The organism is Pseudomonas sp. SID14000, assembly GCF_002165135.1.
Taxonomy (GTDB): domain Bacteria; phylum Pseudomonadota; class Gammaproteobacteria; order Pseudomonadales; family Pseudomonadaceae; genus Aquipseudomonas.
The window spans coordinates 56,974-83,887 of record NZ_NFZQ01000018.1 but is presented as its reverse complement, the minus strand read 5'-3'; the positions used below and the strand labels follow the sequence as shown (position 1 = coordinate 83,887).

Here is a 26,914-nt window from a genome sequence, read left to right as displayed (position 1 = left end):
TCTTTTTGGAAAAGACCGCGTCAGGGCCACCAGGTGCTCGCCACAACACCTTCAGCGCCTATGAGATCGAGCGCCGCCCGCGCGGCGCTTCGCGGGACAAGCCCGCTCCCACATTTGTTGCAACGTGCCGAACCTGCCAGGCCATGGTTGCCTGCCTTGGTGCATGTCTTGAGACTGGTGAGGCGGCGGCAGCCGAGAAATTGTGTCAGACCAACAAGGCTGACAACCATGGCCTAACAGACATGGCCACGTTGCAACAAATGTGGGAGCGGGCTTGCCCCGCGAAGCGCCGCGCGGGCGGCGCTCGATCTCATAGGCGCCAGAGGCGCAAAGACAGGCACCCTCCACAGCCAATACCATCTCAAGACAGGCCCATAGCCGCCCTGACGCACCCAACAATCAAAATCCAAACCCCAAAAACAAAGCGGGGAGGCCTGTCGGCCTCCCCGCTTCTGCTTCATCCCTTACAAACTAGGGAAGGCAAACTGCGAAGCCTCATGGCTGGCCCGCTGCGGCCAGCGCTGGGTGATCGCCTTGCGGCGGGTATAGAAGCGCACCCCGTCCGGACCATAGGCATGCAGGTCACCGAACAGCGAACGCTTCCAGCCACCAAAGCTGTGGTAGGCCACCGGCACCGGCAGTGGTACGTTCACACCGACCATGCCCACTTCGATCTCGTCGCAGAACAGGCGCGCCGCTTCACCGTCACGGGTGAAGATACAGGTGCCGTTGCCATACTCGTGATCGTTGATCAGCTGCATGGCCTGCTCCAGGCTGTTCACACGCACTACGCACAGCACCGGGCCGAAGATCTCTTCCTTATAGATGCGCATCTCCGGGGTCACCTTGTCGAAAAGGGTACCGCCGACGAAGTAGCCATCCTCATTACCGGCTACCCGCAAACCACGGCCATCCACCACCAGCTTGGCGCCAGCAGCCACACCATCATCAATGTAGCCCACTACCTTGTCACGGGCAGCAGCAGTCACCAGCGGGCCCATGTCCAGGCCGCACGAGGTACCGGCACCAATCTTCAGTGCCTTGATCTGCGGTTCCAGTTTGGCAATCAGGGCGTCAGCCACCTGATCCCCCACGCACACCGCCACCGAAATGGCCATGCAACGCTCGCCGCACGAACCGTAGGCCGCGCCCATCAGTGCACTGACGGCATTGTCCAGGTCGGCATCCGGCATCAGCACAGCGTGGTTCTTCGCACCACCCAGGGCCTGCACCCGCTTGCCGCGCTTGGTACCTTCAGCGTAGATGTACTCGGCGATCGGCGTCGAACCGACGAAGCTCAGCGCCTTCACTTCCGGCGCTTCGATAAGCGCATCCACCGCTTCCTTGTCGCCGTGCACCACGTTGAGGATACCCTTCGGCAGACCGGCTTCCAGCAGCAGCTGGGCGATGAACAAGGTCGAGCTCGGGTCACGCTCGGAAGGCTTGAGAATGAAGGCGTTACCGCAGGCGATGGCCAGTGGGTACATCCACAGTGGCACCATGGCCGGGAAGTTGAACGGGGTGATGCCGGCAACCACGCCCAGCGGCTGGAAGTCGGACCAGGCATCGATGTTCGGGCCAACGTTGCGGGTGTACTCGCCTTTCAGCACTTCCGGCGCGGCGCAGGCGAACTCGACGTTCTCGATGCCACGCTTCAGTTCGCCGGCGGCATCTTCCAGCGTCTTGCCGTGCTCTTCGCTGATCATCTGCGAGATACGTGCTTCGTTCTGCTCCAGCAATTGCTTGAAGCGGAACATCACCTGGGCACGCTTGGCCGGTGGGGTGTTGCGCCAGGCCGGGAAGGCCGCCTTGGCCGAGTCGATCGCTTCCTGCACGGTCGCGCGGCTGGCCAGCTCGACCTTGCGCACGGCCTGGCCGGTGGACGGGTTGAAGACATCGGCGGTGCGCTCGCCCTTGGTAACCAGTTCGCCGTTGATCAGGTGCTGAACAATGCTCATGCAAAACTCCAGATAAAGAAGGTTGAGGCGGGCGCGCGATGCGTTCACGCGCCTGCCATCAGAATCGGAAAGATCAGTCGATCAGGTTCAGGGTTTCGCCCACTGCGTCGAACAGGCGGTCCAGCTCCTGCGGCGTGGTGTTGAAGGTTGGGCCGAACTGCAAGGTGTCGCCACCGAAGCGTACATAGAAGCCTGCCTTCCACAGTTTCATCGCCGCTTCGTATGGACGCACGATGGCATCACCGTCGCGGGCAGCGATCTGAATCGCACCGGCCAGGCCGTAGTTGCGGATATCGACGATGTTCTTGGTGCCCTTCACGCCATGCAGTAGCTTCTCGAAGTGCGGCGCCAGCTCGGCGGCGGCCTGCACCAGGTTTTCCTTCTGCAGCAGGTCCAGCGCGGCGATACCGGCGGCGCACGCTACCGGGTGGGCCGAGTAGGTGTAGCCATGCGGGAATTCCACGGCGTACTCCGGGGTCGGCTGGTTCATGAAGGTCTGGTAGATCTCGCTGCTGGCGATCACCGCGCCCATCGGGATGGCGCCGTTGGTCACCTGCTTGGCGATGCACATCAGGTCCGGGGTCACGCCAAAGGCTTCGGAGCCGGTCATCGCGCCCATGCGACCGAAGCCGGTGATCACTTCGTCGAAGATCAGCAGGATGTTGTGCTGGGTGCAGATTTCACGCAGGCGCTTCAGGTAACCCTTCGGCGGCGGCAGTACGCCAGCCGAGCCCGCCAGTGGCTCGACGATCACGGCAGCGATGTTGGAGGCATCGTGCAACTCGATCAATTTGAGCATTTCGTCCGCCAGGGCGATACCGCCCTCCTCCGGCATGCCTTTGGAGAAGGCGTTCACCGGCAGCACGGTGTGAGGCAGGTGGTCGACATCCAGCAGCTGACCGAACAACTTGCGGTTACCGTTGACGCCACCCAGGCTAGTGCCGGCGATGTTCACGCCGTGGTAGCCACGGGCACGGCCGATGATCTTGGTCTTGGTCGCCTGGCCTTTCAGGCGCCAGTAGGCACGCACCATCTTCAGCGCAGTGTCGGCACACTCGGAACCGGAGTTGGTATAGAACACATGGTTCAGATCGCCCGGGGTCAGTTCGGTGATCTTCTCGGCCAGCTGGAACGACAGCGGGTGGCCGAACTGGAAGGCCGGGGAGTAGTCCAGGGTGCCAATCTGGCGAGCCACCGCCTCGGTGATTTCCTTGCGGGTATGCCCGGCGCCACAGGTCCACAAGCCGGACAGGGCATCGAAGATCTTGCGCCCCTGGTCATCGACCAGGTAGTTGCCTTCGGCCGCCACGATCAGGCGTGGGTCGCGCTGGAAGTTGCGGTTGGCGGTGTAGGGCATCCAGTGGGCATCCAGCTTGAGCTGGCTGGCGATACCCGCGGTAGCGGTTTCGGGCATGTTCATCGGCGGTTCCTCGGAAGACGATTAGGCAACGATGGATGTTGTTGCCGCTAAGGTGGCATGGCGATAAAGTCTGAAAAAGCCAACATTTCTAATCTTCAGACAGACCCTGACTAAACTAATGAGCCGACGCCCCGATCCACTCGCCCAAGTCAGCGATTTCGACATCCGCCTGCTGAAGATCTACCGCAGTGTCGTCGAGTGCGGCGGCTTCTCGGCCGCCGAGAACGTGCTGGGCATTGGCCGTTCGGCCATCAGCCAGCAGATGAACGACCTCGAGCAACGCCTCGGCCTGCGCCTGTGCCAACGCGGCCGCGCCGGGTTTTCGCTGACCGAGGAAGGCCGCGAGGTCTACCACTCGGCACTTCAACTGCTCAGCGCCCTGGAAAGCTTCCGCACCGAGGTCAACGGCCTGCATCAGCATTTGCGTGGCGAGCTGAACATTGGCCTGACCGACAACCTGGTGACTCTGCCGCACATGCGCATCACCCATGCCCTGGCCGAGCTCAAGGACCGCGGCCCCGATGTGCGCATCCAGATCCGCATGATCGCGCCCAGCCAGGTCGAGCATGGCGTGCTCGATGGCAGCCTGCATGTCGGCGTGGTGCCACAGACCAGCCCGCTGTCGGGCCTCGAGTACCAGCCTTTGTACAGCGAGCGCTCGCTGCTGTACTGCGCGGTCGGCCATCCGCTGTTCTATGCCGATGACCAGCAGATCGACGACGACCGCCTAAACAGCCAGGAAGCCATCACCCCCACCTTCCGCCTGCCGGCCGAAATCCAGGCGCATTACCAGGCGCTGAACTGCACGGCCAGTGCTTCGGACCGCGAAGGCATGGCGTTTCTCATCCTTACCGGGCGCTACATCGGCTACCTGCCAGACCACTACGCGACGTTCTGGGTGCAGCAAGGCCGCTTGCGTGCCCTCAAGCCCCGGCAACGCTTCTATGACCTGAGCCTCAGCTGGGTAACGCGCAAAGGCCGGCGGCCAAACCTGGTGCTGGAAAGCTTCCTCGAAAGCCTGGCTGCGACACGCTGATGCCAGTCTGTGCCGCAAACGCTTGTCACTTCGGCACAGGCAGGTAATCTTGTCCGACAGCCGCAGCCACTGACCCGTACGGAATCGTCCATGACCCTAGAAGTCCCTGCGCATCGCCTCTCCGCCTCGGGCAAGCCCGCGGGCCGCATCCGCCAGAAGAACGAACAGGCCATTATCCAGGCCGCCGAAGACGAGTTTGCCCGCCATGGTTTCAAGGGCACCAGCATGAACACCATCGCCCTCAAGGCGGGGTTGCCCAAGGCCAACCTGCATTACTACTTCACCAACAAGCTGGGCCTGTACATTGCCGTGCTCAGCAACATCATCGAGTTGTGGGACAGCACCTTCAACGCCTTGAGCGTCGATGACGACCCGGGCGAAGCCCTGAGCCAGTACATCCGCACCAAGATGGAGTTCTCCCGGCGCAACCCGCAAGCCTCGCGGATTTTCGCCATGGAAGTGATCAGCGGCGGCACCTGCCTTAGCGAGTACTTCAGTGCCGACTACCGCGAATGGTTCCGCGGCCGGGCCGCAGTGTTCCAGGCCTGGATCGAAGCCGGCAAGATGGACCCGGTCGACCCGGTGCACCTGATCTTCCTGCTGTGGGGCAGCACCCAGCACTACGCCGACTTCGCCACCCAGATCTGCCAGGTCACCGGCCGTAGCCGCCTGACCAAGCAGGACATGGAAGACGCGAGCAACAATCTTATCCACATCATTCTGAAGGGCTGCGGCATCAAGCCCGCTGCCTGACCGTCATTTATGCCTTCTACCCTGCTCGACCTCTGCGAATACCGCGAGGAAATCCGCAAAAGCCGCTTCATCACCCTCGCCGGGCCGATCAGCAGTGCCGCCGAAGCGATGAGTTTCATCGAACGCCATAGCGACCTGGCCGCGACCCACAACTGCTGGGCCTGGAAGCTCGGCGCTCAGTACCGCAGCAGCGATGACGGCGAACCTGGCGGTACCGCGGGGCGGCCAATCCTCGCGGCCATCGAAGCGCAGGACTGCGACCAGGTGGTAGTGCTGGTGATCCGCTGGTACGGCGGCATCCAGTTGGGCACCGGCGGCTTGGCCAGGGCCTATGGCGGCGGCGCCAACAAGTGCCTGCAACAGGCACCCAAGCGACTGCTGGTGCAGCGTAGCGAATTCACCTGCAGTTGCAGTTTCAGTGAACTGGCGCTGGTGAAGTTGCGCCTTGCAGAGGTTGACGGACTGGTCCTGGATGAACAGTTCACTGCAAACGGAGTGGACCTGCTGATTGCGCTCGGTGACGCCCACCTGGCGCCACTGCAGCAGCAATTGGCCGACTTGAGCCGCGGGCGCATTCTGCTCGAAGCACGCTGAACATTGCCCACAACAACTGTGGGTCGGCCTGTGGATAAGCTTGGGGCATTCGCTTGCAGGTCAATGCTTTCAAGGCCTACAGAGCTTTGATCATGTTTTGATCACCGTTTGATGACAGCGGCAAACTGCTGAAAGCCTAGAAGTTATCCCCAGCACGAGGCCAGAGGCGCCAGCCTGCTGCCTCTAGGTTTGCACACAATAACTGTGGAACAGCCTGTGGATAACCCGTGCGCCAACAGGCGAAGTGCCCGCCCAGACAAGGGCGCGGCGCGACTGGTCGTTTTTTAGCCAGCCCGCACGCCGAATTACCCACAGGAGAACGCGATCCTTTGTGGGAGCGGCCTTGCGTCGCGATAGGGCCGCAAAGCGGCCCCGGCAATTTATGGGGTGTTGCTGAAATCCTGGGGCTGCTTCGCAGCCCATCGCGACACAAGGCCGCTCCCACAGGTACTGCACCGCTTTTGAATGAAGGGCCGCAAATTGGCCCCAGTGCATTATCCTCAATACCTTTCCCTGCAAACTGATCACGGAGTGCGTCCACATGGCTAACGCAAAAACTGCACTTATCATCGGCGCCTCGCGCGGGCTGGGCCTGGGCCTGGTGCAGCGCCTGCACGAAGACGGCTGGAACATCACCGCCACCGTGCGCAACCCGCAGCAGCCCGGCGCCCTGGCCGATGTGCCCGGCGTGCGCATCGAGCAGCTGGAAATGAACGACACGGCTCAACTCGATGGCCTGAAGCAACGCCTGCAAGGTCAAGTGTTCGACCTGGTGTTCGTCAACGCTGGGGTCATGGGCCCCCTGCCACAAGACCTGGAAACGGTGCAGAACAAGGACATCGGCGACCTGTTCATGACCAATGCCGTGGCACCAATCCGTGTGGCCCGCCGCCTGGTCGGCCAGGTACGCGAAGGCAGCGGCGTGCTGGCCTTCATGAGCTCGATCCTGGGCAGCGTGACTATCCCCGACGGCGGCGAAGTCTGCCTGTACAAGGCCAGCAAGGCGGCGCTCAACTCGATGATCAACAGTTTCGTCGTCGAACAACAACGCCCCGACCTGTGCGTGCTGGCCATGCACCCGGGCTGGGTGAAAACCGACATGGGCGGTGAAAATGCCGAAATCGACGTGCTGACCAGCACCCGCGGCATGCTCGAACAGATCAAGGCGCAAAGCGGCAATGGCGGCCTGCGCTTCATCAATTACAAGGGCGAATCCCTGGTCTGGTGATTCATCAGGTCGCAGCCTGGCCGGGCGAAATGCCCGGCCAGGCTCTGTAGAATGACGACAACCGTACCTGATTGAGATGACCCCACTATGTATGACTGGTTGAACGCCCTGCCCAAGGCCGAACTGCACCTGCACCTGGAAGGCTCGCTGGAGCCCGAGCTGCTGTTCGCCCTGGCCGAGCGCAACAAGATCGCCCTGCCCTGGGCCGATGTGGAAACCTTGCGCGGTGCCTATGCCTTCAACAACCTGCAGGAGTTCCTCGACCTGTATTACCAGGGCGCCGACGTGCTGCGCACCGAGCAGGACTTCTATGACCTGACCTGGGCCTACCTGCAACGCTGCAAGGCGCAGAACGTGATCCACACCGAGCCGTTCTTCGACCCACAGACCCACACCGACCGCGGCATCCCCTTTGAAGTCGTACTCAACGGCATCAACCAGGCGCTCAAGGACGGTCGCGAGCAACTGGGCATCAGCAGCGGCCTGATCCTCAGCTTCCTGCGCCACCTGAGCGAAGATGAAGCACAGAAAACCCTCGACCAGGCCCTGCCGTTCCGCGATGCGTTTATCGCCGTTGGCCTGGACAGCTCGGAAATGGGCCACCCACCGAGCAAGTTCCAGCGCGTGTTCGACCGCGCCCGCAGTGAAGGCTTGGTCGCCGTTGCCCATGCTGGCGAGGAAGGCCCGCCCGAGTACATCTGGGAAGCCCTGGACCTGCTGAAGGTCAAGCGTATCGACCACGGCGTGCGCGCCATCGAGGACGAGCGCCTGATGCAGCGCATCATCGACGAGCAGATCCCGCTCACGGTGTGCCCGCTGTCGAACACCAAGCTCTGCGTGTTCGACCACATGAGCCAGCACAACATCCTCGACATGCTCGAGCGCGGCGTGAAGGTCACGGTCAACTCGGACGACCCAGCCTACTTCGGTGGCTACGTCACCGAGAACTTCCACGCCCTGTACACCCACCTGGGCATGACCGAAGACCAGGCCCGTCGCCTGGCCCAGAACAGCCTGGATGCCCGGCTGGCCTGAATGACAGACGGTGTTGCGGTCAACCGACCTGCAACGTCGGTACGCGGGCAATGCGATTGATCTGCTGGATACCCAGCGCAGAGATATGCAAGGCCCGCGAGTCCTCGGCCTCACGCATCCAGCCAGATTGCAGGAACAGCCGGAACAAGGCCTGACCCAGCACGCCGCCCAGGTGCGGCCCCTGGTCGTTCCGCTCGGTGCAGCGGCAGATCACACAGCCGCGTTGCTGATGCGGCGCCAAGGCATCGATGTAGACCCCGACCAAAGCCAGCTGCGCCCGCCCCTCCTCGCTCACCATCAGCTGTCGCCCACTACCCTCCAGCCAGCCGGCCACCACCAGACGGTGATACAGCTCACCGGCCAGTTCCCCGCCCAGGTGGTCGCCACAGCGACGCGCCCTGCGTATCGACATGGGCAGTGGTGACACCGGCGCTTTGCTCCGCTCCCCCCTGGCGCTCTCCAGCTGGACACTGGCCAGGGCCTCCACCGCCGCACCGACTTGTGGGGTGGCCAGCCTGAAGTAGCGCTTGCGGCCCCGCGCTTCGTGCCTGAGCAAACCGGCCGACGACAACAACGAAAGGTGAGCGCAAGCCGATGACGAGGTCAGGCCGGTCATTACCGCGAGCTCGTTGGCCAGCCTGGGCGTGCCATCGATCAATGCCCATAACATGGCACTGCGCTTGGGGTCGGCCATCAGGCTGGCGATCTGGCTGATACTGCTGGCTGCGTTCATGTCCCTGTCACTCCCTGCAAGTTCACTGTGTGGATGCGATGGCCAACCCTGGCAGGGAAGCGCCTCTCGCTGGCACTGGCCTGGCTCGCCAGTATATGCCGCAAAAAATGCCATTCAGGCAGCGCCGCGACAGTGGCACCGCAGGAAAAAAGCACTGGGTATGTCTACCCATGGCAAGCAGTGGAACAGTGCGTGAAACCTGCCCGGACCGCGCGGGCAAGCAGCCCGGCACACTTTGGCAGGGGCACGGCAATGACAGGCGGAGAAAACACCGAATGCAACTTCGGACGCGGCCGACAACCAATTTCCGCAAGTAGCGCAAGCCAAAGCGAAGGTTCCACGTGCTTGCGGGCATTGCGCCCCAGGTAGGAAAAAACGTGTCGAAAATGCTCCCGCCGACCGTCAGTCAGGACACTGATACAGGTCGTGGCAGGCAGAAGGGGCAGCGCTACACTTCATCCGCTCCCCCCCTTTGGAGGTATGCCCCGATGAAGATTGTCGTCAGTGCGTCGAGCCGAAACCCCGCCTGCCCCTGGCAGGTCCAGCTCGATCAACACGTGGTCAGTTTCCGCAGCGAGGCCGAGGCGCGTGCCTTCGTCGCCACGCTGGAAACCCGCCTGCAGGCACCCCACCCGCTTATGCGGGAGCCTTGGCCGGCAGGCGTCGGGTCAGCAGCGCGACACTGACCACCAGTGCGCCGCACAGGCTGATCACCAGCGCCATCGGCACTGCACTGCCATCATGCAGCAACCCGACCAGCGCTGCTGCGCCGGCGGCGACGCTGAATTGCAGGCAGCCCATCAGCGCCGAGGCACTGCCGGCCCGCGCACCCTGCCCACTCATGGCACAGGCAGAGGCGTTGGGGATGATGCAGCCGAGGCTGGAGATGCAGACGAAAAGCGGCACCAGCAGTGGCCAAAGCTGTGTGGGCCGCAATGCCGCCACGCCCAGCAACACCAGGCCCGCAGCCAGGTACAACCATACCGCACGCGTCAGCAGGAACGCCGGCCCACGCTTGGCCAGCAAGCGTGCATTCACCTGCGCCATCAGGATAAAGCCGGCAGCATTGGTACCGAACAACCAGCCGTAATGCTCGGCCGGCACGCCGTAGAGCTTGATAAATACGAAAGGTGAACCGGCGATGTAGGCAAACATGCCGGCAATGGCGATACCACCGGTCAAGGCATGGCCGACGAACACCCGGTCAGCGAGCAGGCGCAAGTACTGGCGCAAAGCGCCAGACAGCGGTTGCCGAGGTATGTGCTCGGGCAGGCTTTCCGGCAGGCCCAGGCTGACGGCCAGCAGGCAACTTGCACTGAACAGGCTCAGGGCGAGGAAGATCGATTGCCAACCGGCCAGGTTCACCAGCACTCCACCCAGCATCGGTGCCAGGATCGGTGCCAGGCCCATGACCAGCATCAATTGCGAGAACACCTTGGCCGAGGCCACCGGGTCGCACTTGTCACTGACGATGGCCCGTGACAGCACCATCCCGGCGCACCCGCCCAGCGCCTGGACGAAACGCGCCAGCACCAGAATGTCGAGGTTGGGGGCATAGGCACAGGCCAGTGACGCCAGGGTGAAAAGGGTCACCCCGAACATCAGCGGCTTGCGCCGGCCAAAGCGGTCAGCCACTGGCCCGTAGGCCAGTTGCCCGATGGACAGGCCAAGGAAATAAGCGGCCAAGGTGGCCTGGACGTGTTTTTCGTCGGTGGCGAACGCCTGCGCCATGGCCGGGAAGGCGGGCAGGTAGAAATCGATCGCCAAGGGCCCGAACGCACTGAGTGCGCCCAGGATGAGCACCATTCGCAGGTTCATCAGGGATCCATAGCAGGCTAAGCAAGTGCTTGATTCTACCTGCTGTGGACCCTATCAATGTGAAAACATTTGCAACAATCCCAAGGGCTGCCGCGCTCCTAAAGGTAGGTATTCAGGCAAGTTCGGCCTGATAACCTTCATCGCGAATTGCCGTGAGGATCTGCTCCTGCGCCAACTCACTCTGCACCCGTACCTGTCTCGCCGCCAGATCGACCTCCACCTTGGCTGCGGCATCCTGCTCCTGCACCGCCCGGGTCACGGCTTTCACGCAATGGCCACAGGTCATGCCTTGTACATTGAACACTTGCATGGGGTTACCTCCTTCAGGTTTTCCATGAGTCTCAAGCTTGCCATCGGGGCAAGGTCAAGACCTGCCGGCAACGGCCGGGGTGGAAATCCGCGCGCGGGTCGGCCAAGCTGCGCTTTTGATGATCAGGCAAGCAGGAGATTTTTCATGTTCAGGGCAGCATTGGGCGTCGTCGGGCTATTGAGCACGCTGGCTGCAGTGCCACCGGCCAACGCCGAGGGCAACTCGGACTACAGCGTGCTGATCATTTCCCGGGAGCGCCTGGAAGTGGCCACCAGTTGCGAAATCGGCGTCTACCTCAACGACCAGCTCTCCGGGCGCGTGTTCCAGGAGCAGTCCACCTCGTTCAACCTGCCGCCCGGCCCGGTAGACGTGCGCCTGCGCGTGCTGCCCGGACAAGTGCCGGGCTGCGCCGCGGGTATCGAGGACCAGCGCAGCACACGATTGAACCTGCAGGCGGGCCAGATCAACAAATACCGCATCGCCATGGGGCAATATGGCCTGGAGTTGAAGCGAGCCGGCCTGGGCTATTGACCTTACCTGCGTGGCAAGGTTGATGCTAGAGGCCTGTCCAAGGAGGAGAGCCATGCCCGCATCCACCACATACGACCTGCCGATTTCCGGCATGACCTGCGCCAGTTGCGCTGGCCGGGTCGAGCGCGCCCTGCGCAAGGTCAGCGGCGCTGAACAGGTCAGCGTCAACCTCGCCACCGAACAGGCCCGGGTCCAGGCCCCGGCCAACAGCCTGCCCGCCCTGGTCGACGCCGTACGCGAAGCCGGCTACGGCGTGCCCACCCGCACCGTCGAACTGCAGATTGGCGGCATGACTTGCGCCAGTTGCGTCGGCCGCGTAGAGCGCGCCATCGGCAAGCTGCCGGGGGTTGAGCAGGTCAGTGTCAACCTTGCCAGCGAGCGCGCGCACCTCGAAGTGCTCGCGGCCCTCGATGACAACCTGCTGATCGACGCCGTGCAAAAGGCCGGCTACAGCGCCAGCCTGCCGCAAACCGCCAAGGACGACCAGCCTGCTGCCCAACGCCGCCTGCGTAACGAACGCCTGGCGGTCGGCGCAGCGTTGCTGCTCGCACTACCGCTGGTGGTGCCAATGGTAGTGCAACCGTTTGGCCTGCACTGGATGTTGCCAGCGTGGGTGCAGTTCCTGTTGGCCACACCGGTGCAGTTCGTTCTCGGTGCGCGTTTCTACGTGGCCGCCTGGAAAGTCGTGCGCGCCGGCGCCGGCAACATGGACCTGCTGGTGGCCCTGGGCACCAGCGCCGGTTACGGTTTGAGCCTTTACCAGTGGGCACAGGCCCCCGCCGGCATGGCCCCGCACCTGTACTTCGAAGCCTCGGCGGTGGTGATTGCCCTGGTGCTGCTCGGCAAGTACCTGGAAAGCCGCGCCAAGCGCCAGACCGCCAGCGCCATCCGTGCCCTCGAAGCCCTGCGCCCGGAACGTGCCGTGCGCCTGGTCGATGGCCGGGAAGAAGACGTGGCCATTGCCCAACTGCGCCTCGGCGACCTGGTACTGGTCAAGCCCGGCGAGCGCTTCCCGGTCGATGGCGTGGTCGAAGACGGCAGCAGCCATGCCGATGAAGCCCTGATCAGCGGCGAGAGCCTGCCGGTGCCCAAGCAGCCCGGGGACAGCGTCACCGGTGGCGCCATCAATGGTGAAGGCCGGCTGCTGGTCCGGACACAGGCACTGGGTACCGAAACCGTGCTGGCGCGCATCATCCGCCTGGTGGAAGACGCCCAGGCGGCCAAGGCCCCCATCCAGAAGCTGGTCGACCGGGTCAGCCAGGTATTCGTCCCGGCCGTGCTGGTACTGGCGCTGATCACCCTGGTCGGCTGGTGGCTGGCCGGCGCACCGCTGGAAACAGCGCTGATCAATGCCGTCGCCGTGCTGGTCATCGCCTGCCCCTGTGCCCTCGGCCTGGCCACGCCGGCAGCGATCATGGCCGGCACCGGGGTCGCCGCCCGCCATGGCATCCTGATCAAGGATGCCGAAGCCCTGGAGCGAGCCCATGCGGTCAACCGTGTGGTGTTCGACAAGACCGGCACCCTCACCTCCGGCAGCCCACGTGTTGTCCACAGCCAGGCGCAGGTGGGCAGCAGCGCCGACCTGCACCGCCTGGCCGGCGCCCTGCAGCGCGGCAGCGAACACCCGCTGGCCAAGGCGGTACTGGATGCCTGTGCCGAACAGGGCCTTGACGTGCCTGACGTTGCCGACAGCCAGTCGCTGACCGGGCGTGGTATCGCCGGGCGCGTGGAAGGCCGAGAACTGGCCCTGGGCAACCGCCGCCTGCTCGACGAAAGCGCCCTGCCACCCGGTGACCTGGCCGCCAAGGCCCAGGCCTGGGAAGCCGAGGGGCGCACCCTGTCATGGCTGATCGAACGCGGCGCACAGCCGCGGGTGCTGGGCCTGTTCGCCTTCGGTGACAGTCTCAAGCCCGGCGCCGCGCAGGCGATCGATACCCTGCATGCACAACGCATCAGCAGCCATCTGCTGACCGGCGACAACCGCGGCAGCGCCAAAGTGGTGGCCGACGCCCTGGGTATCGACGACGTGCATGCCGAAGTGCTGCCGGCCGACAAGGCCGCGACCGTGGCCGCGCTCAAGCAGGATGGCGTAGTCGCCATGGTCGGTGATGGCATCAACGATGCACCGGCGTTGGCCGCCGCCGATATCGGCATTGCCATGGGTGGCGGTACCGACGTGGCCATGCAGGCCGCCGGCATCACCCTGATGCGCGGCGACCCACGCCTGGTGCCGGCCGCCCTGGAGATCAGCCGCAAGACCTATGCGAAGATCCGCCAGAACCTGTTCTGGGCGTTCATCTATAACCTGATCGGCATACCGCTGGCTGCGCTGGGTTACCTCAACCCGGTACTGGCCGGCGCCGCCATGGCCCTGTCAAGCGTCAGTGTGGTGAGCAACGCGCTGTGGCTCAAGGCCTGGAAACCTACCAGCAGCAACCAGGAGGCCCCATGAACATCGGCCAGGCCGCCCGCCGCAGCGGGCTCAGCACCAAGATGATCCGTTACTACGAGTCCATCGGCCTGCTAAAACCCGCCACGCGCAGCGAAAGCGGCTACCGCTTGTACCAGGCGGAAGACCTGCACAGCCTGGCCTTCATCAAGCGCTCCCGTGACCTGGGCTTTTCCCTCGAAGAAGTCGGCAAGCTGCTGACCTTGTGGCAGGACCGCCAGCGTGCCAGCGCCGATGTGAAAGCGCTGGCCATGCAGCACATCGATGAGCTGAACCGGCGCATCGAGGAGCTGGTAAGCCTGCGTGACACCCTCGGTGAGTTGGTTTCGCACTGCCAGGGAGACGACCGCCCGGACTGTCCGATCCTCAAGGACCTGGCCAACGGCGCTGCGGGTGGCTGCTGCCACTGAGCGGCCCACCCCCGCTGGTATGCCATATACGTCAAAACACGACCAAATAGTCACCAAAGACAACTTTCCCCAGTAATTACGGGCTTTCCCCTACATAAAACCCGGATCATGCCGATGCAGTTGCTAGCTGCTTCGTGTGTCGAAAAATAACAATCCGGGAGCGTCGATGAACATCAAACAGAAACTGACCTGGGCATTCGCGGTCATCGCCGGCTTGCCCATCGTCCTCGTGGCCACCCTGGTGGTCGTCAACCTGCGCGGCGAAGCTCGCGACGGATTCCTCGATGGCAGCAGCCGGGAAATTCGCCAGGTCAGCAATGCGATGAACATCTTCTTCCAGGGCATCAACCAGAATGTCGAGTACATGGCTGCACAGCCGCTGGTCGCCGCCACGGGGAGCGAGCTGAACAAGTACATGAGCGCTACCCCGTCCTACGAACTGGGTGACCAGGCCAGCAAACTGCTCGACTTCATGACCCGCCTGGCCAATACACATCCCGCCTATGCCTACCTTTCCTACGGGGTGAGTGACGGCGGTTACGTTGGCTGGCCGGCCGGGCAGAAGTTCGTCAATTACGACCCGCGCACCCGCCCCTGGTACCAACTGGCCATGGCCAACCCTGGCAAAACCTTGCGAACCGGCGCCTACTACTGGGCTGCCGACGACGCCGTGCTGGTCAGCACCGTACGCACCGTCGACAACCAACTGGGCAACCCCGGCGGCGTGGTCAACGTCGACGTTTCGCTCAAAGGCCTCACCGAAATCGTCCAGCAAATCAAGCTAGGCGAAAGCGGCTACGTGCTACTGGTGGAAAACAACGGCAACGTCCTGGTCGACCCCCGTGACGCCAAGCATAACTTCAAGCAACTGGCGAGCTTTGGCGACGGGTACGCCGAGCTGGCCAAGCACGGCAAGGGGCTGGCCGAAGTGGAGCTTGATGGCGTGCGCTACATGGCCAACATCTACCCGGATGAACAGTTGGACTGGACCTTGATCGGCCTGATCGAACAAAGCGAAGTGATGCAGACCACCACCCGTCTGACCTGGCTGATCGGCATCGTGGCCGTGGTGCTGGCTGCCCTGTTCGCCGTGGTCGGTGCCACGTTCGCCAAACTGATCGTGCGCCCGATCAACAGCGTCACCAACGGCCTGGAAGACATTGCCCAGGGCGAGGGCGACCTGACCCGCAATCTGGAAATCCGTGGCCGCGACGAAACCGCGCAACTGGCCAACTGGTTCAACCAGTTCCTCGGTGCCATTCGCAGCCTTATCCAGCACATCGGTGCTGCCGCCAGCAAGATCCTCAGCACCTCCAGCAGCTCGACCCGGGTTTCCAGCGACATGGCCGAAGCCGCAGGCCGCCAGCGCGAAGCGGTGGACATGGTCTCCACCGCTTTTCATGAAATGGTCGCCACGGCCAACGAAGTGGCACGCTCCTGCAGCCAGGCGGCGCAGTCGGCCGACAGCGGCCAGCAACAGGCGCGCGAAGGCCAGCAGCAGATCGATGCCGCAGTACATAGTGTCGACCGCCTGAGCCAGGAGATCGAGCAGTCAGCACAGTCGATCCAGCAGCTGGAGCGTGACAGCAACGCCATCCAGTCGATTCTTGGCACCATCCGCTCGATTGCCGAACAGACCAACCTGCTGGCGCTCAACGCCGCCATCGAAGCTGCCCGTGCCGGCGAGCAGGGTCGTGGCTTTGCCGTGGTCGCCGACGAAGTACGGGCGTTGGCCAAGCGTACTGCCGACTCAACCGCCGAGATCGACGGCCTGCTGGGCAACCTGGCCAGCCGCACTGCCGAAGTGGCTGCACAGATGCACGCCAGCCTGGAGGTTTCGCAGCAATCGGTGAGCCGCATCGGCCTGGCCCGTGACAGCTTCGGGCAGATCCGCGAGTCGGTGGATGTGATCCGTGACATGAACACCCAGATCGCCACGGCGGCCGAAGAGCAGCATCAGGTGGCGGAGGACATCAACCGGCACATCAGCCAGATTCACGGCGATGCGCAACTGGTGGCGGAACTGGCCCAGGCGGCGCAGGTGGACTCGGAGAGCCTGGCCGGTTTGTCCAATGAGCTGGATGCACTGGTGCGCAGGTTCCGTACCTGATGTGTTGCCTGCGCTGGCCTCTTCGCGGGTGAACCCGCTCCCACAGGGATCACCGCAGCTTTGCAAGCTGTGCAGTACCTGTGGGAGCGGGCGTGCCCGCGAAGAGGCCGGCACAGGCGACCGATCACTAAAGCTTCAATTCCCCCGGCGTCGCGCCGAACAATTGCTTGAATGCCGCAATGTAAGCCGAGGTGGAGTCATACCCACACCCCAACGCCGCCTCGGTCACACTCTCCCCCGCCTCCAGCAGCGCCAGCGATGACAACAGCCGCATGCGCTGCCGCCAGTTGCGAAAACTCAAGCCCGTCTCCCGCTGGAACAGCCGCATCAGCGTCTTCTCCGAGCACCCCAACTCCCGCGCCCACTGCTGCAAGGTCTGCGGCTGGTCCGGCGCAGCGATCAGGCCATTACACAGCTCCAGCAGCCCAGGGTGCCGTGGCAGTGGCAGCGAAAAACCGACCTCCGGCAGCGTACGCAACTGGTCGAGCAACACGGCCACCAGCCGCGCCTCGGCGCTGTCACCCTCCGGGTAGTCTGCCGGGAACAGGCAGAACTGCTTGATCAGTTCGCGCGCCAGCGGGGTCACTTCCAGCACACGGCACTGCTCCGGTGCCCACGGGCAGGCATCCCGGCGCACGTACAGGCTGCGCATTTCGGCCTGCATCGAGGTGACCACTTCGTGTTCGGCATCGGCAGGGATCCACACGCCCCACTGGGGCGGGGCGAAGTAGCTGCCTTCGTGGGTATACACCCCGAGGACGCCGCTGATGGCGTAGGAGAACTGCACCCAATCGTGCTGATGGCGAGTGGTCCAGGAGCCCGCGCCGAGGCTTTCGGCACGGGCATAGAGCGGCCTGGGCAGGTGGTCCAGCGCCGGGATGGCGCGGGGGTGTCCGATGATCGGCATGGCGGTTTCTTGTTGTGCTGACCAGACAAGCCTAACAGTTGATTCATGATCAAGGCAGGCGCGCGCTCCCACAGGGTTTGCTTCAGCGCTCGACGATAACCGTCACCCCCTGCCCACCCGCCGCGCAGATCGAAATCAGCCCTCGCCCCTTCCCTGCCCTCGCCAGCAACTTGGCCAGGTTGGCCAATATCCGCCCCCCGGTCGCCGCAAACGGGTGCCCGGCCGCCAGCGAACTACCCTTGACGTTGAGCTTGCTGCGGTCGATCGCCCCGAGCGGCGCATCCAGCCCCAACCGCTCACGGCAATAATCGGCATCTTCCCAGGCCTTGAGCGTGCACAGCACCTGGGCAGCAAAGGCTTCGTGAATCTCGTAATAGTCAAAGTCCTGCAGCGTCAGGCCATTGCGCGCCAGCAGCCGAGGCACCGCATACACCGGCGCCATCAACAGCCCTTCGCGGCCAGTAACGAAATCCACCGCAGCGGTTTCGCCATCGACCAGATAGGCCAGCACCGATAGCCCCTGCTGCTCGGCCCATTCCTCGCTGCCCAGCAACACCAGCGAAGCGCCATCGGTCAGCGGTGTGGAATTGCCCGCCGTCAGCGTGCCCTGCCCACTGCGGTCAAAGGCCGGCTTGAGCCTGGCCAGTTGCTCCAGGGTCAGGTCGGGACGCAGGTTGTTATCACGGGTCAACGACAGAAACGGCGTCAACAGGTCATCCTGCCAACCTTCGGCGTACGCGGCAGCCAGCGCCTGGTGGCTGAGCAGCGCCAGTTCGTCCTGTTCGGTACGGCCAATGCACCAGTCCTGGGCCATGCGCTCGCAATGCTCCCCCATCGACAACCCGGTGCGCGGTTCGCCGTTGCGCGGCAATTCGGGTTTCAGGTGGTGAGGGCGCAGCATGAGGAATGGCTTGAGCCGCTCGCCCAGGCTTTTGCCACGGTTAGCCTGCAGCAAGATGTGGCGCAAGCCTTCGTTGACCGCAATCGGTGCATCGGATGTGGTGTCCACGCCGCCGGCAATGCCGCAGTCGATCTGCCCCAGGGCAATCTTGTTGGCCACCAGCAGCGCCGCCTCCAGCCCGGTGCCGCAAGCTTGCTGGACGTCATAGGCCGGCGTCTGCGGCGACAGGCGCGAGCCCAACACGCACTCACGGGTCAGGTTCATGTCACGCGAGTGCTTAAGCACCGTACCGGCCGCCACCTCCCCCATGCGCAACCCGTGCAATCGGTAGCGCTCGATTAGCCCTTCGAGGGCGACGGTGAGCATCGCCTGGTTGCTGGCCGTGGCGTAGGCGCCATTGGAGCGGGCAAAGGGAATTCGGTTGCCGCCCAGGATCGCGACCCGGCGAAGTGAACGCATGCGTTTGTTCCTCCTGAAACAATCTGATCCGTACAGCCTAGGTGTTTTTACCGAATTCGAACGACCTTGCCACAAAGTTGGTCCACACTTTCTAGCTTGCCTTCCGGGAGACCCACTCATGAGCGATCGCTACCTCGGCTTTGCCAACTCCAACCTCGGCCGCCGTCTTGTGGATGCCCTTGGCCTGCCACGCCCGGCGCCGCTGGAGCGCTGGCAGGCCGGCCGCCTGCGCCCGGTCGAAGGCGCCCTGGTACTGGGTGGCGGGCCACTGGCGAGCCAGGTCGAAGCCATTGCCCCGCGCCTGACCGACACGCTTTACAGCTTCAATACCGACAACCTCCAGGCCGAGCCATGGGTGGCTGGCCTGGGACCGAAGATCAAGGCCGTGGTATTCGATGCCAGTCACTTGTCCGACAGCGACGCCTTGAAGCAGTTGCGCGAATTTTTCCAGCCACTGCTTCGCAGCCTGGCGCCGTGCGCACATGTGGTGGTACTGGGCCGTGCGCCAGAGAACCTCGACACCCCGTTGGCCTGCATTGCCCAACGAGCCCTGGAAGGCTTCAGCCGCTCACTGGCCAAGGAGCTGCGCAACGGTGCAACTGCGCAGTTGCTGTATGTCGGCCCCGGCGCGGAGGACCAGCTGGAAGGCGCCCTGCGCTTTTTTCTCTCGCCCAAAAGTGCCTTCATTTCCGGCCAGGTGCTGCGCCTGCAAGCCTGTGCCAGTCAGGTCGAGGACTGGACCCGGCCGCTGGCTGGCCGCCGCGCCCTGGTAACCGGCGCCGCACGCGGCATCGGTGCCGCCATTGCCGAAACCCTGGCGCGGGATGGCGCCGACGTGCTGCTGCTCGATGTGCCGCAGGCCAGCCAGGACCTCGACGCCCTGGCCGCGCGCCTGGGCGGCAAGGCGCTGCCCCTGGACATCTGCGCCAGCGACGCGGCAACGCAACTGCTCGCTGCCCTGCCTGACGGCATCGACATCGTGGTGCACAACGCCGGTATCACCCGTGACAAGACCTTGGCCAACATGACCCCGGAATACTGGGACGCAGTGCTGGCAGTCAACCTCAAGGCGCCACAGATGCTGACCCAGGCGCTGTACGACAACGGTGCCCTCGGTGAAAACACGCGCATCACTCTACTGGCCTCGGTCAGCGGCATAGCCGGCAACCGCGGGCAGGCCAACTATGCCGCCAGCAAGGCCGGGCTGATCGGCCTGGCCCAGGCGTGGGCGCCCCGCCTTGCCGAGCGCGGCGGCAGCATCAATGCCGTGGCACCCGGTTTCATCGAAACCCATATGACCGCCGCCATGCCCATGGGCCTGCGCGAGGCCGGGCGACGCTTGAGCTCGCTGGGCCAGGGCGGTCGCCCGCAGGATGTCGCCGAAGCCATCGCCTGGCTCAGCCAGCCGGGGTCCGGTGCAGTCAATGGCCAGGTGCTGCGGGTATGCGGCCAGGCCTTGATGGGGGCCTGAACATGAGCCTACATTGGCACGACCTGCACAGCCCCGCTTCGCGCGCCAGCCTGTACCTGCGCGCGGCCAGCAAGCGCACCATCAGCGGCGACCATCTGCCGGGCGACGGCCTGCGCTGTTTCATCCGCGTCCAGCCGGACAATCTGGCCGCCTACCGACGGCTGTGCCACTTCACCGACGATGGCCGCCTGCCGGGTACTTATCCACATGTCATGGCATTCACGCTGCAGTTGCAGTTGATGACCGCCACACACTTCCCCTTCCCGCTGCTCGGCCTGGTGCACCTGTACAACCGCATCGAAGTGTTGCGCCCACTGGGCGGTATCGAAGGGCTGCGTTTTGCGGTGTATGCGGACAATCTGCAACCGCACGCCAAGGGCGGCACCTTCGACCTGGTCACCGAGGCCGAAGACGGCATAGGCCTGCTCTGGCGCGAAACCAGCCGTATGCTGGTGCGCGGGCTGAAGCTGGAAAGCGAGGCCGGTGAACCTGCCGAGGACGAACCGCAAGCGTTGCCAGAGGCGACCCGCTGGTACGCCGACAGCGATATAGGCCGGCGTTATGCCAAGGTCTGCGGCGACTACAACCCGATCCACCTGAGCGCCGCCAGTGCACGGCTGTTTGGCTTCCCCACGGCCATTGCCCATGGCATGTGGAGCAAGGCCATGGCCCTGGCGGCACTGCGCGGGCACCTGCCGCACAGTGGCTATGCCTTCGAGGTGGATTTCCGCAAACCGGTGCGGCTGCCGTCGGAGGTGGTGCTCGGTGCCAGTGAAGCGGGGGCTGCGGGAGAGCTGCGGCTGGATGGGCATGGCGGGGTGCTGCACATGGTCGGGCGCTGGGACCGGCTTTGAATCGTGAGGCTGCTTCGCAGCCTTTTCGCGACACAAGGCCGCTCCCACAGGTACCGCATTCGGCTTGATGCCAGTGCCCTCCTGTGGGAGCGGCCTTGCGTCGCGATGGGCCGCAAAGCGGCCCCCTTGCTTTGCATCGGGCCTGCGCAGAAGCTATGCAGCATTAGGAGACCCCCGATGAACCTGCAAGAACTCACCCAACGCCTGCACCAGATCCGTGACAACAACGACTGGCGCGGCTTCCACAGCCCGAAGAACCTGGCCATGGCCGCCAGTGTCGAAATGGCCGAGCTGGTGGAAATCTTCCAGTGGCTGAGCGAAGACCAATCGCGCCAACTGCCCGCCGACAAGCTGGCCCACGCCGGCCAGGAAATCGGCGATGTGGTGCTGTACCTGTTGCTGCTGTGCAGTGAGCTGGGCCTGGACATGGACCAGGTTGTGCGAGCCAAGCTGGCCGACAGCGAGAGGCGCTTCGCCCGATGAACGACCGTCACTTCGATGAGCTGGCCACCCGCTTTGCCCAGAAGATCTACGGCGGCGCCAAGGGCGCGATCCGCCTGGCCGTGCTACAGGCCGACCTGGCCGAAGCCCTGCCCGACCGTCCGCTGCGCATCCTCGACATCGGTGCCGGGTTGGGCCACATGGCCTTGTGGCTGGCCCAGCGCGGCCACCAGCTGACCCTGGCCGAGCCTGCCGCGCCGATGCTCGACGGCGCACGGGCGCGCTTTGCCGAAGCCGGCCAACCGGCCACCTTCATCCAGGCCCCCTGGCAAGACCTGCTCGGCCAGCTGACCGAGCCCTACGACCTGGTGCTATGCCATGCCGTACTCGAATGGCTGGCCGAACCCGAAAGCATCCTGCCGGTACTGCACCAGCTCACGGCCCCCTCCGGGTGGCTGTCACTGGCCTTCTACAACCGCGACGCACTGGTTTATCGCAACCTGCTCAAGGGCCATTTCCGCAAGTTGCGCAGCAACCGGCTGGAGGGTGAAAAGCAGAGCCTGACCCCACAAAAACCGCTTGATCCACGGGAACTCAGGGCGCAACTTGATCCTATGTGGCAGGTTGAAAGCGAAAGTGGCGTGCGGGTGTTCCACGACTACATGCCCAAGGAGTTCCAGGGCAAGGCCGAGCTGCTCGACCTGCTGGAAATGGAACTGGCCTACCGCCGCCACCCCAGCTTCGCCGGGCTCGGTCGCTACCTGCACTGGGTCTGCCGCCCCCGCTGACCCGCCCGCCGGGAGGAATACATGCCGTACCGTCTGTCGTGCCTGGCCCTGCTGCCGCTTGCCCTGGCTGGCTGCCAGGGCAGCAACCCGTATGTGGCCAGCAGCCGCCCCTTACCACCGGCGCCTGCCCAGGCGGCCAGCACCTTCGATGCCAGTGCCTACCCGGCAGCCGCCCGTGATTACGGCCACTATCGCAGTTGGAGCTGGCGCAACGGCCAGTTGCCCAGCGGCTCGGTCGATACCGACCCGGCGCAACTGGCCGATGCCGTCAGCGGCGCGCTCGACCAGCATGGCCTGCGCCCTGCCCGTGGCGGCCCCGGCGACTTGCTGGTCAGCGCCGACATACGCCTGGAAAAGCGCTTGCGCCAGGTACGTGACTACGATGCCTACGACCCCTACTACGGCCCATACCCCTACGGTGGTGTCGGCTATGGCGGCTACCGCCATGGCTACGGGGCCTATGCCAGCGTGCCCATCGTGCGCACATACGAGGTGCAGGTGATGGTGGTGCGTATCGACCTGTACGACGCCCGCAGTGGCCAGCCGGTATGGAGTGCCAGCGCCGAAAGCGGCAGTGACAAGGACTCGCCGCGTGAACGCGAAAGTGCCTTGCGCGCGTCTGTGCACAAGGCGCTCAGCGGCTATCCTCCCAGTTGATATCTAACGGAGAACCATCATGTTGCGCCGTCTCGTTCTACTGTCATTCGCGTTATTGCTCGCCGCCTGCTCCAGCAATAACGTCCAGCAGGATTTCGATGCCAGCCGTGACTTTGCCGCCTACCGCAGCTGGGCATGGCAGGAGCCGGGCCTGCAGTACCGCCCGGACGACCCGCGAATCAAGAGCGACCTGACCGAGCAGCGCATTCGCCAGGCGGTCGCCGGCCAACTCGACCAGCGTGGCCTACGCCCGGTCCAAGGTGGCGCTCGACCGGACCTGACAGTGCGCGCGTACCTGATCGTCGAGCAGCGCCAGCAACAGATCACCACCCACTACGGCGGTGGCTGGGGGGGCTACTGGGGCGGCTACTGGGGTGGCCCGATGTACAACGAAACCCGCAGCGTCGACTACAAGGTGGCGACCATCCAGATCGACCTGTTCGATGGGCGTGACGGCAAGCTGGTCTGGCGCGGCAGTGCCGAGCAGATCATGAACAACTACCCGCCCAGCCCGGAAGAGCGCAACAGCGCCATCCAGAACACCGTGGCCAAGGTGTTGGCGAACTACCCGCCGGGGAGCAGGAAGTAACCCCTGTGGGAGCGGGTTTACCCGCGAAGAAAAAGACGCGGTTCATGGCACCGGCCTTGCCGGTATTCGCGGATGGAACCGCTCCCGCAAGGGTCGCCTGCAAGACCTGTTTCAACAACGACAAAATCCATCCCGGCCACGTCTTTTTGCCTTTCCCACCCCACTCCCCCGCAGGTTCCCGTCTATCTTCACTTAAGGAAACCTGACTGACCGGGTAGATGTGTTCAACATTTGGGAAGGGCGACCTGCCAATGCAAAGCATTGTTCTCCTGCTGTGGCTTGCCTTGTGCTCCGAACAGGACGTGCGTCAGCGCCAGATATCCAACATGCTCACCCTGGGCGTGGCTACCTGCGCCCTGGCCTGGCTTTTCGCCACCGGCCACAGCTGGATCGGCGCCGACGCCAGCGATGCCGGCTGGGCGCTGGCCATCGTCATGTTGCTGACCCTGCCCGGCTACATGCTCGGCCGTTTCGGCGCCGACGACGTCAAGCTGATGGGCGCCCTGGCCCTGGCCACCAGCCCGCAATACGTACTTGGCACCTTCATCGGCGCCGGTGTCAGCGTGCTGCTGTGGCTGCTCACCCGCCGGCGCCTGTGGACCTTGCTCAACCCCAAGGTGAAAAAGCGTTTGCAGGCCCTGACCGAAGAAATGGGCGACAAGCAGGCGTTCGTCCCCTATGTGCTCACCGGCTTTCTTCTGACTGCTGTATGGATCCAATGAGCAACCCCGTGACCCGATGTTTGTACAGGATTTGTACAAATCCGCCACCTGCGACTATTTTTTAGTTTGCCAGAGCACTTGGCCCAGGAGCAGGACCGCATACCAACAGGGAGTTGATCGTGTCCAGAGCATTCAGTGAAATGAAGATATTGGTGGTCGATGACCAACCGGTGATCGTCGAACAACTGTGTGAGTTCCTCAAAACCCACGGCTATCACTGCCTGCCGGCCCACTCCACTGATGAAGCCATCGAACGCTACCTGGCAGACAAGGCCATTGGCCTGGTCATTTGTGACCTGCTCATGCCTGGGCGTGATGGTATAGAACTGGTCCGCGCCCTGAAGGCACTCGGCGGGCAGCGTATGTTCGAGGCCATCATGCTGACCGGCCACGCGGAGAAACAGGACGTGATCCGTGCGTTGCGGGAAGGATTTGCCGATTACTACCAGAAGCCCATGGACCTCGATGAGCTGCTGGAGGGCGTGCGTCGCCAGGAACAGGCCGTGCAGGAGCGCCAGCGCAGTTTCCACGACCTGGGCGGGTTGAACCAGCGTTTGCAAGAGCTGGCAGAGTCCATGGACGAGCTTTACCAGGACCTGGAAAAAGCCCGAGGCCAGGGTATCCACCGACGTGCCGGTGATGTGGACGAGAGTGAAAGCGAGCTGCCAGCAGCATTCGAGAAGCTGTCACCACGCCAGCTGGAGGTGGCGCGCCTGGTGGGCAAGGGCAAGACCAACTACCAGATCGCCTGTGAACTGGGCATTACCGAAAATACCGTGAAACTGTATGTGTCGCAGGTGCTGCGCCTGACGCATATGCACAACCGCACCCAGCTGGCGCTGGCAATGACCCCCACTTCGTCGCCGGTGCATCAGCGCTTTACCACCCATTGAGTGACCGGTCGGCACACCGCTTTTTGTAGGAGCAGCCTTGCGCTGCGAAAGGGCCCTCATGACATGCAAAAGATTGCGCCTGAAATGGCCTCTTCGCAGCACAAGGCCGCTCCTACAGGTCCTCGGTTCACCTGTTACAACTGGATAGCCAGTTGTAACGTCACGCGCGGTCCGCGGTCCAGGCTATCCAGAGCCACATCTGCCAACGGCTTGGCCACCTCCAGCGCCACATTGAACAAGCGCCCATCCCCCAACCGCACGCCAAGCACCGCCGAGGCCAGATGGGCGTCCTCCACCGGCCCCCGGTTATGCCAGGCCTGTGCTGTATCCACCAGCGCATAGGGCTGCACCACTGCCAGCCAGCTACTGCGCATGCTGTAGTTCAACTCGTAAGACACACCCCAGCCCTTGTCTCCATCCGCCTGGTCGCGCGGGTAGCCACGACCGAAGTTCTGCCCGCCAAACCCCGCCCGCTCACTGTCAGGCAACCGATCATCACTCCAGTACAACGCCCCAGACACTACACCCTGCCAGTTGCCCGACAGCACATCACTCTGCAACCCCGAAAGCCGCAACCGCAGAAAATCCAGATCGTAGTCAGCATCGCTGCGCGCCCCCAGGTAATCCAGGCCCTGATAGACACCGGCGCTGACAATACGCAAACGGCCCTCTTCGACCTTGCGCCAGTCGCCCTCGAACGACAGCGCACGCACGTAGGTGTCGTAGTCCCGTGCCACTGGCAGCCCATCCACCCGATCTTCGAAGTGCTCACTGACCGAATAAGCCTGCCCCTGCACCACCATCCATTCATCCGGCCTGACGATCACCGGCTGGCGCAGGCCGATCGCATAGCGATCGCTGTCGCGCTTGCGAGAGATGTCACGGCCATCGTGCAGAGGAATACGCGTACCGAGGTCACTGCGATAGCGCGAAGCCGACAGCAGCAGCTGGCTGCCGCCCGCGTCCAGGTATTGGCTGTAGGCCAGGCGCTGGTAATGCACCTGGTCATCCCCCGGTGGTAGCAACAGGCTGGCCTCGAGTTGTTCGGCAAAGCGGGTCTGGGCGTGGCTGGTTGCCGTCAGCAGTGCCTCCGCGTCGTCACGGTTGCCATCGACCACGGTAACAGCAGCGCTGAAAGGCTTGCGCCGCGCATGCACTGTCAACCGGACGGCGCCATCAGCAGTTCGCGCCACGGCCAGCTGCGGCTCTATCGTCACCCCCGGCAGGCGCTCGGCCAGGCCCAGGTAGCGCTCCAGCGTTTCCCGGGTCAGCGGGCGCTCGGCTGTAAGCCGCTCCAGCAACTGGTGCAAATAGTCGCTGGCCGGGCCTAAATCGCCGTCCACGCGGTAATCATGGATATAACCTTCGACCAGCATTACATTGACCCGGCCATCGGCCACCTCCTGCGGCGGCAGGTAGGCGTACGACAACAGGTAGCCTTCCTGCCGGTAGCGCTGGGTCAGCCGCGCGGTGTACTGCTGCAGTTCGCCCCACGTGGTCTGGCGCCCGATCAGCGGCTGGTAGTGTTCGCGCAGGTCGTTCAAGGGGAACACCGTGCCGCCTTCGAAGCGCACTTTATGCAAAACCAACGGGGTACTCGCAGGCGCCCAGGCGGGGTTGTCGCCATCCGCCCCAGCCAACTGCAGGTGAGCGCTGACCGGGCGGTAGGCGTCTATCGGCAGGTTGGCACCGGGCAGACGGCGTTCGTACTCATGGCTGTCGAGAAAACCGGGCAACGGTTCGGTATGGGCCGCAAGCGCCCAGGGCAGCAACAACAGGGGCACGGCCAGAGGACGCATAGGGCGCTCCATGTTCCCTTGGGTTGCGGGGGGCCAGCCGGTCACACC

26 protein-coding genes are annotated in these 26,914 nt (G+C 63.8%); 18 read left to right on the top strand and 8 right to left on the bottom strand.

The annotated features are described in order from the left end of the window. Positions 1 to 464: 464 nt before the first annotated feature. Positions 465 to 1,958, bottom strand: coding sequence for a CoA-acylating methylmalonate-semialdehyde dehydrogenase (locus CAY82_RS22710; protein WP_087503153.1), 1,494 nt, complete (start codon positions 1,956 to 1,958; stop codon positions 465 to 467). A 73-nt stretch (positions 1,959 to 2,031) separates the two neighbouring features. Beyond that, positions 2,032 to 3,378, bottom strand: coding sequence for an aspartate aminotransferase family protein (locus tag CAY82_RS22705; protein WP_075044513.1), 1,347 nt, complete (start codon positions 3,376 to 3,378; stop codon positions 2,032 to 2,034). A 118-nt stretch (positions 3,379 to 3,496) separates the two neighbouring features. On the opposite strand from CAY82_RS22705, the gene CAY82_RS22700 reads away from it, so the two are divergent. From CAY82_RS22700 to CAY82_RS22680, 5 genes are all read left to right on the top strand, one after another. Continuing rightward, positions 3,497 to 4,414, top strand: a complete 918-nt coding sequence (locus CAY82_RS22700) for a LysR family transcriptional regulator (RefSeq protein ID WP_025337589.1) — start codon at positions 3,497 to 3,499, stop codon at positions 4,412 to 4,414. A gap of 90 nt (positions 4,415 to 4,504) precedes the next feature. Continuing rightward, positions 4,505 to 5,167: a TetR/AcrR family transcriptional regulator gene (locus CAY82_RS22695; protein WP_003257076.1), complete on the top strand. Its 663-nt coding sequence runs from the start codon at positions 4,505 to 4,507 to the stop codon at positions 5,165 to 5,167. A gap of 9 nt (positions 5,168 to 5,176) precedes the next feature. Continuing rightward, positions 5,177 to 5,761, top strand: coding sequence for a YigZ family protein (locus CAY82_RS22690; protein WP_012270359.1), 585 nt, complete (start codon positions 5,177 to 5,179; stop codon positions 5,759 to 5,761). A 541-nt stretch (positions 5,762 to 6,302) separates the two neighbouring features. Continuing rightward, the gene (locus CAY82_RS22685; protein WP_087503152.1) at positions 6,303 to 6,989 is read left to right on the top strand and encodes an SDR family oxidoreductase; all 687 of its coding nucleotides are present in this window, start codon (positions 6,303 to 6,305) and stop codon (positions 6,987 to 6,989) included. Between the two features lie 87 nt (positions 6,990 to 7,076). Continuing rightward, complete coding sequence (locus CAY82_RS22680; protein ID WP_087503151.1) at positions 7,077 to 8,024, top strand: adenosine deaminase; 948 nt, start codon at positions 7,077 to 7,079, stop codon at positions 8,022 to 8,024. 19 nt (positions 8,025 to 8,043) lie between these two features. Here CAY82_RS22680 and CAY82_RS22675 read toward each other — a convergent pair whose 3' ends face one another. Further along, on the bottom strand, positions 8,044 to 8,757 hold the full coding sequence (locus tag CAY82_RS22675; protein ID WP_087503150.1) for a helix-turn-helix transcriptional regulator: 714 nt from the start codon (positions 8,755 to 8,757) through the stop codon (positions 8,044 to 8,046). A 488-nt stretch (positions 8,758 to 9,245) separates the two neighbouring features. Here CAY82_RS22675 and CAY82_RS27165 point away from each other — a divergent pair, with 488 nt between their 5' ends. Beyond that, a complete protein-coding gene (locus CAY82_RS27165) occupies positions 9,246 to 9,443 on the top strand; it encodes a hypothetical protein (protein ID WP_087503149.1) in 198 nt (65 codons plus the stop codon). Here CAY82_RS27165 and CAY82_RS22665 read toward each other — a convergent pair. Beyond that, entirely contained in the window at positions 9,394 to 10,575 is a 1,182-nt protein-coding gene (locus CAY82_RS22665) for a multidrug effflux MFS transporter (protein WP_087503148.1), read from the bottom strand. The genes CAY82_RS27165 and CAY82_RS22665 overlap by 50 nt on opposite strands. Positions 10,576 to 10,687: 112 nt before the next feature. Beyond that, positions 10,688 to 10,885 carry a heavy-metal-associated domain-containing protein gene (locus CAY82_RS22660; RefSeq protein ID WP_087503147.1) on the bottom strand — a complete coding sequence of 66 codons (198 nt, stop codon included), beginning with the start codon at positions 10,883 to 10,885 and terminating at the stop codon, positions 10,688 to 10,690. A 144-nt stretch (positions 10,886 to 11,029) separates the two neighbouring features. Here CAY82_RS22660 and CAY82_RS22655 point away from each other — a divergent pair, with 144 nt between their 5' ends. The 4 genes from CAY82_RS22655 (at position 11,030) to CAY82_RS22640 (ending at position 16,385) form a co-directional block, all read left to right on the top strand. Then, positions 11,030 to 11,416, top strand: a complete 387-nt coding sequence (locus tag CAY82_RS22655; RefSeq protein ID WP_087503146.1) for a hypothetical protein — start codon at positions 11,030 to 11,032, stop codon at positions 11,414 to 11,416. A 52-nt stretch (positions 11,417 to 11,468) separates the two neighbouring features. After that, on the top strand, positions 11,469 to 13,868 hold the full coding sequence (locus CAY82_RS22650) for a heavy metal translocating P-type ATPase (RefSeq protein WP_087503145.1): 2,400 nt from the start codon (positions 11,469 to 11,471) through the stop codon (positions 13,866 to 13,868). Continuing rightward, on the top strand, positions 13,865 to 14,275 hold the full coding sequence (cueR, locus tag CAY82_RS22645) for a Cu(I)-responsive transcriptional regulator (RefSeq protein WP_087503144.1): 411 nt from the start codon (positions 13,865 to 13,867) through the stop codon (positions 14,273 to 14,275). Before CAY82_RS22650 ends, cueR begins: the two co-directional genes overlap by 4 nt. Positions 14,276 to 14,441: 166 nt before the next feature. Beyond that, positions 14,442 to 16,385, top strand: coding sequence for a methyl-accepting chemotaxis protein (locus tag CAY82_RS22640; protein ID WP_087503143.1), 1,944 nt, complete (start codon positions 14,442 to 14,444; stop codon positions 16,383 to 16,385). Between the two features lie 127 nt (positions 16,386 to 16,512). On the opposite strand, the gene CAY82_RS22635 is transcribed toward CAY82_RS22640, so the two are convergent. Beyond that, a complete protein-coding gene (locus CAY82_RS22635; RefSeq protein WP_087503142.1) occupies positions 16,513 to 17,292 on the bottom strand; it encodes a helix-turn-helix transcriptional regulator in 780 nt (259 codons plus the stop codon). An 82-nt stretch (positions 17,293 to 17,374) separates the two neighbouring features. Further along, entirely contained in the window at positions 17,375 to 18,652 is a 1,278-nt protein-coding gene (locus CAY82_RS22630) for an acetyl-CoA C-acetyltransferase (protein WP_087503141.1), read from the bottom strand. A 118-nt stretch (positions 18,653 to 18,770) separates the two neighbouring features. Between CAY82_RS22630 and CAY82_RS22625 the strand changes: the two genes are divergently transcribed. The 8 genes from CAY82_RS22625 to CAY82_RS22590 all read left to right on the top strand — a co-directional run bounded on the left by CAY82_RS22625 (position 18,771) and on the right by CAY82_RS22590 (position 25,067). Continuing rightward, positions 18,771 to 20,123 carry a 3-oxoacyl-ACP reductase gene (locus tag CAY82_RS22625; protein WP_087503140.1) on the top strand — a complete coding sequence of 451 codons (1,353 nt, stop codon included), beginning with the start codon at positions 18,771 to 18,773 and terminating at the stop codon, positions 20,121 to 20,123. 2 nt (positions 20,124 to 20,125) lie between these two features. Next, positions 20,126 to 20,977 (top strand): MaoC/PaaZ C-terminal domain-containing protein, encoded by an 852-nt coding sequence (locus tag CAY82_RS22620; RefSeq protein ID WP_087503157.1) that lies wholly within the window; start codon positions 20,126 to 20,128, stop codon positions 20,975 to 20,977. 177 nt (positions 20,978 to 21,154) lie between these two features. Beyond that, positions 21,155 to 21,460 carry a MazG-like family protein gene (locus CAY82_RS22615; RefSeq protein WP_013970728.1) on the top strand — a complete coding sequence of 102 codons (306 nt, stop codon included), beginning with the start codon at positions 21,155 to 21,157 and terminating at the stop codon, positions 21,458 to 21,460. Beyond that, a complete protein-coding gene (locus CAY82_RS22610) occupies positions 21,457 to 22,206 on the top strand; it encodes a methyltransferase domain-containing protein (protein WP_087503139.1) in 750 nt (249 codons plus the stop codon). Before CAY82_RS22615 ends, CAY82_RS22610 begins: the two co-directional genes overlap by 4 nt. A gap of 21 nt (positions 22,207 to 22,227) precedes the next feature. After that, a complete protein-coding gene (locus tag CAY82_RS22605; RefSeq protein ID WP_087503138.1) occupies positions 22,228 to 22,863 on the top strand; it encodes a DUF4136 domain-containing protein in 636 nt (211 codons plus the stop codon). A 19-nt stretch (positions 22,864 to 22,882) separates the two neighbouring features. Next, a complete protein-coding gene (locus tag CAY82_RS22600) occupies positions 22,883 to 23,452 on the top strand; it encodes a DUF4136 domain-containing protein (protein WP_087503137.1) in 570 nt (189 codons plus the stop codon). 251 nt (positions 23,453 to 23,703) lie between these two features. Beyond that, entirely contained in the window at positions 23,704 to 24,174 is a 471-nt protein-coding gene (locus CAY82_RS22595; protein WP_087503136.1) for a prepilin peptidase, read from the top strand. 119 nt (positions 24,175 to 24,293) lie between these two features. After that, positions 24,294 to 25,067 carry a response regulator transcription factor gene (locus tag CAY82_RS22590; RefSeq protein WP_087503156.1) on the top strand — a complete coding sequence of 258 codons (774 nt, stop codon included), beginning with the start codon at positions 24,294 to 24,296 and terminating at the stop codon, positions 25,065 to 25,067. A 134-nt stretch (positions 25,068 to 25,201) separates the two neighbouring features. On the opposite strand, the gene CAY82_RS22585 is transcribed toward CAY82_RS22590, so the two are convergent. Continuing rightward, positions 25,202 to 26,866, bottom strand: coding sequence for a ShlB/FhaC/HecB family hemolysin secretion/activation protein (locus tag CAY82_RS22585; protein ID WP_087503135.1), 1,665 nt, complete (start codon positions 26,864 to 26,866; stop codon positions 25,202 to 25,204). Positions 26,867 to 26,914: the final 48 nt, after the last annotated feature.

Excerpts from the sequence above, each read along its gene's own strand:
- CAY82_RS22610 (WP_087503139.1), top strand. The coding sequence starts at position 21,457 with ATGAACGACCGTCACTTCGATGAGCTGGCCACCCGCTTTGCCCAGAAG.
- CAY82_RS22665 (WP_087503148.1), bottom strand. The coding sequence starts at position 10,575 with ATGAACCTGCGAATGGTGCTCATCCTGGGCGCACTCAGTGCGTTCGGG.
- CAY82_RS22680 (WP_087503151.1), top strand. The coding sequence starts at position 7,077 with ATGTATGACTGGTTGAACGCCCTGCCCAAGGCCGAACTGCACCTGCAC.
- CAY82_RS22640 (WP_087503143.1), top strand. The coding sequence starts at position 14,442 with ATGAACATCAAACAGAAACTGACCTGGGCATTCGCGGTCATCGCCGGC.
- CAY82_RS22600 (WP_087503137.1), top strand. The coding sequence starts at position 22,883 with ATGTTGCGCCGTCTCGTTCTACTGTCATTCGCGTTATTGCTCGCCGCC.
- CAY82_RS22700 (WP_025337589.1), top strand. The coding sequence starts at position 3,497 with ATGAGCCGACGCCCCGATCCACTCGCCCAAGTCAGCGATTTCGACATC.
- CAY82_RS22655 (WP_087503146.1), top strand. The coding sequence starts at position 11,030 with ATGTTCAGGGCAGCATTGGGCGTCGTCGGGCTATTGAGCACGCTGGCT.
- CAY82_RS27165 (WP_087503149.1), top strand. The coding sequence starts at position 9,246 with ATGAAGATTGTCGTCAGTGCGTCGAGCCGAAACCCCGCCTGCCCCTGG.
- CAY82_RS22650 (WP_087503145.1), top strand. The coding sequence starts at position 11,469 with ATGCCCGCATCCACCACATACGACCTGCCGATTTCCGGCATGACCTGC.
- CAY82_RS22690 (WP_012270359.1), top strand. The coding sequence starts at position 5,177 with ATGCCTTCTACCCTGCTCGACCTCTGCGAATACCGCGAGGAAATCCGC.
- CAY82_RS22695 (WP_003257076.1), top strand. The coding sequence starts at position 4,505 with ATGACCCTAGAAGTCCCTGCGCATCGCCTCTCCGCCTCGGGCAAGCCC.
- CAY82_RS22605 (WP_087503138.1), top strand. The coding sequence starts at position 22,228 with ATGCCGTACCGTCTGTCGTGCCTGGCCCTGCTGCCGCTTGCCCTGGCT.
- CAY82_RS22585 (WP_087503135.1), bottom strand. The coding sequence starts at position 26,866 with ATGCGTCCTCTGGCCGTGCCCCTGTTGTTGCTGCCCTGGGCGCTTGCG.
- CAY82_RS22620 (WP_087503157.1), top strand. The coding sequence starts at position 20,126 with ATGAGCCTACATTGGCACGACCTGCACAGCCCCGCTTCGCGCGCCAGC.
- CAY82_RS22705 (WP_075044513.1), bottom strand. The coding sequence starts at position 3,378 with ATGAACATGCCCGAAACCGCTACCGCGGGTATCGCCAGCCAGCTCAAG.
- CAY82_RS22635 (WP_087503142.1), bottom strand. The coding sequence starts at position 17,292 with ATGCCGATCATCGGACACCCCCGCGCCATCCCGGCGCTGGACCACCTG.
- CAY82_RS22660 (WP_087503147.1), bottom strand. The coding sequence starts at position 10,885 with ATGCAAGTGTTCAATGTACAAGGCATGACCTGTGGCCATTGCGTGAAA.
- CAY82_RS22595 (WP_087503136.1), top strand. The coding sequence starts at position 23,704 with ATGCAAAGCATTGTTCTCCTGCTGTGGCTTGCCTTGTGCTCCGAACAG.
- CAY82_RS22630 (WP_087503141.1), bottom strand. The coding sequence starts at position 18,652 with ATGCGTTCACTTCGCCGGGTCGCGATCCTGGGCGGCAACCGAATTCCC.
- CAY82_RS22710 (WP_087503153.1), bottom strand. The coding sequence starts at position 1,958 with ATGAGCATTGTTCAGCACCTGATCAACGGCGAACTGGTTACCAAGGGC.
- cueR (WP_087503144.1), top strand. The coding sequence starts at position 13,865 with ATGAACATCGGCCAGGCCGCCCGCCGCAGCGGGCTCAGCACCAAGATG.
- CAY82_RS22675 (WP_087503150.1), bottom strand. The coding sequence starts at position 8,757 with ATGAACGCAGCCAGCAGTATCAGCCAGATCGCCAGCCTGATGGCCGAC.
- CAY82_RS22625 (WP_087503140.1), top strand. The coding sequence starts at position 18,771 with ATGAGCGATCGCTACCTCGGCTTTGCCAACTCCAACCTCGGCCGCCGT.
- CAY82_RS22685 (WP_087503152.1), top strand. The coding sequence starts at position 6,303 with ATGGCTAACGCAAAAACTGCACTTATCATCGGCGCCTCGCGCGGGCTG.
- CAY82_RS22615 (WP_013970728.1), top strand. The coding sequence starts at position 21,155 with ATGAACCTGCAAGAACTCACCCAACGCCTGCACCAGATCCGTGACAAC.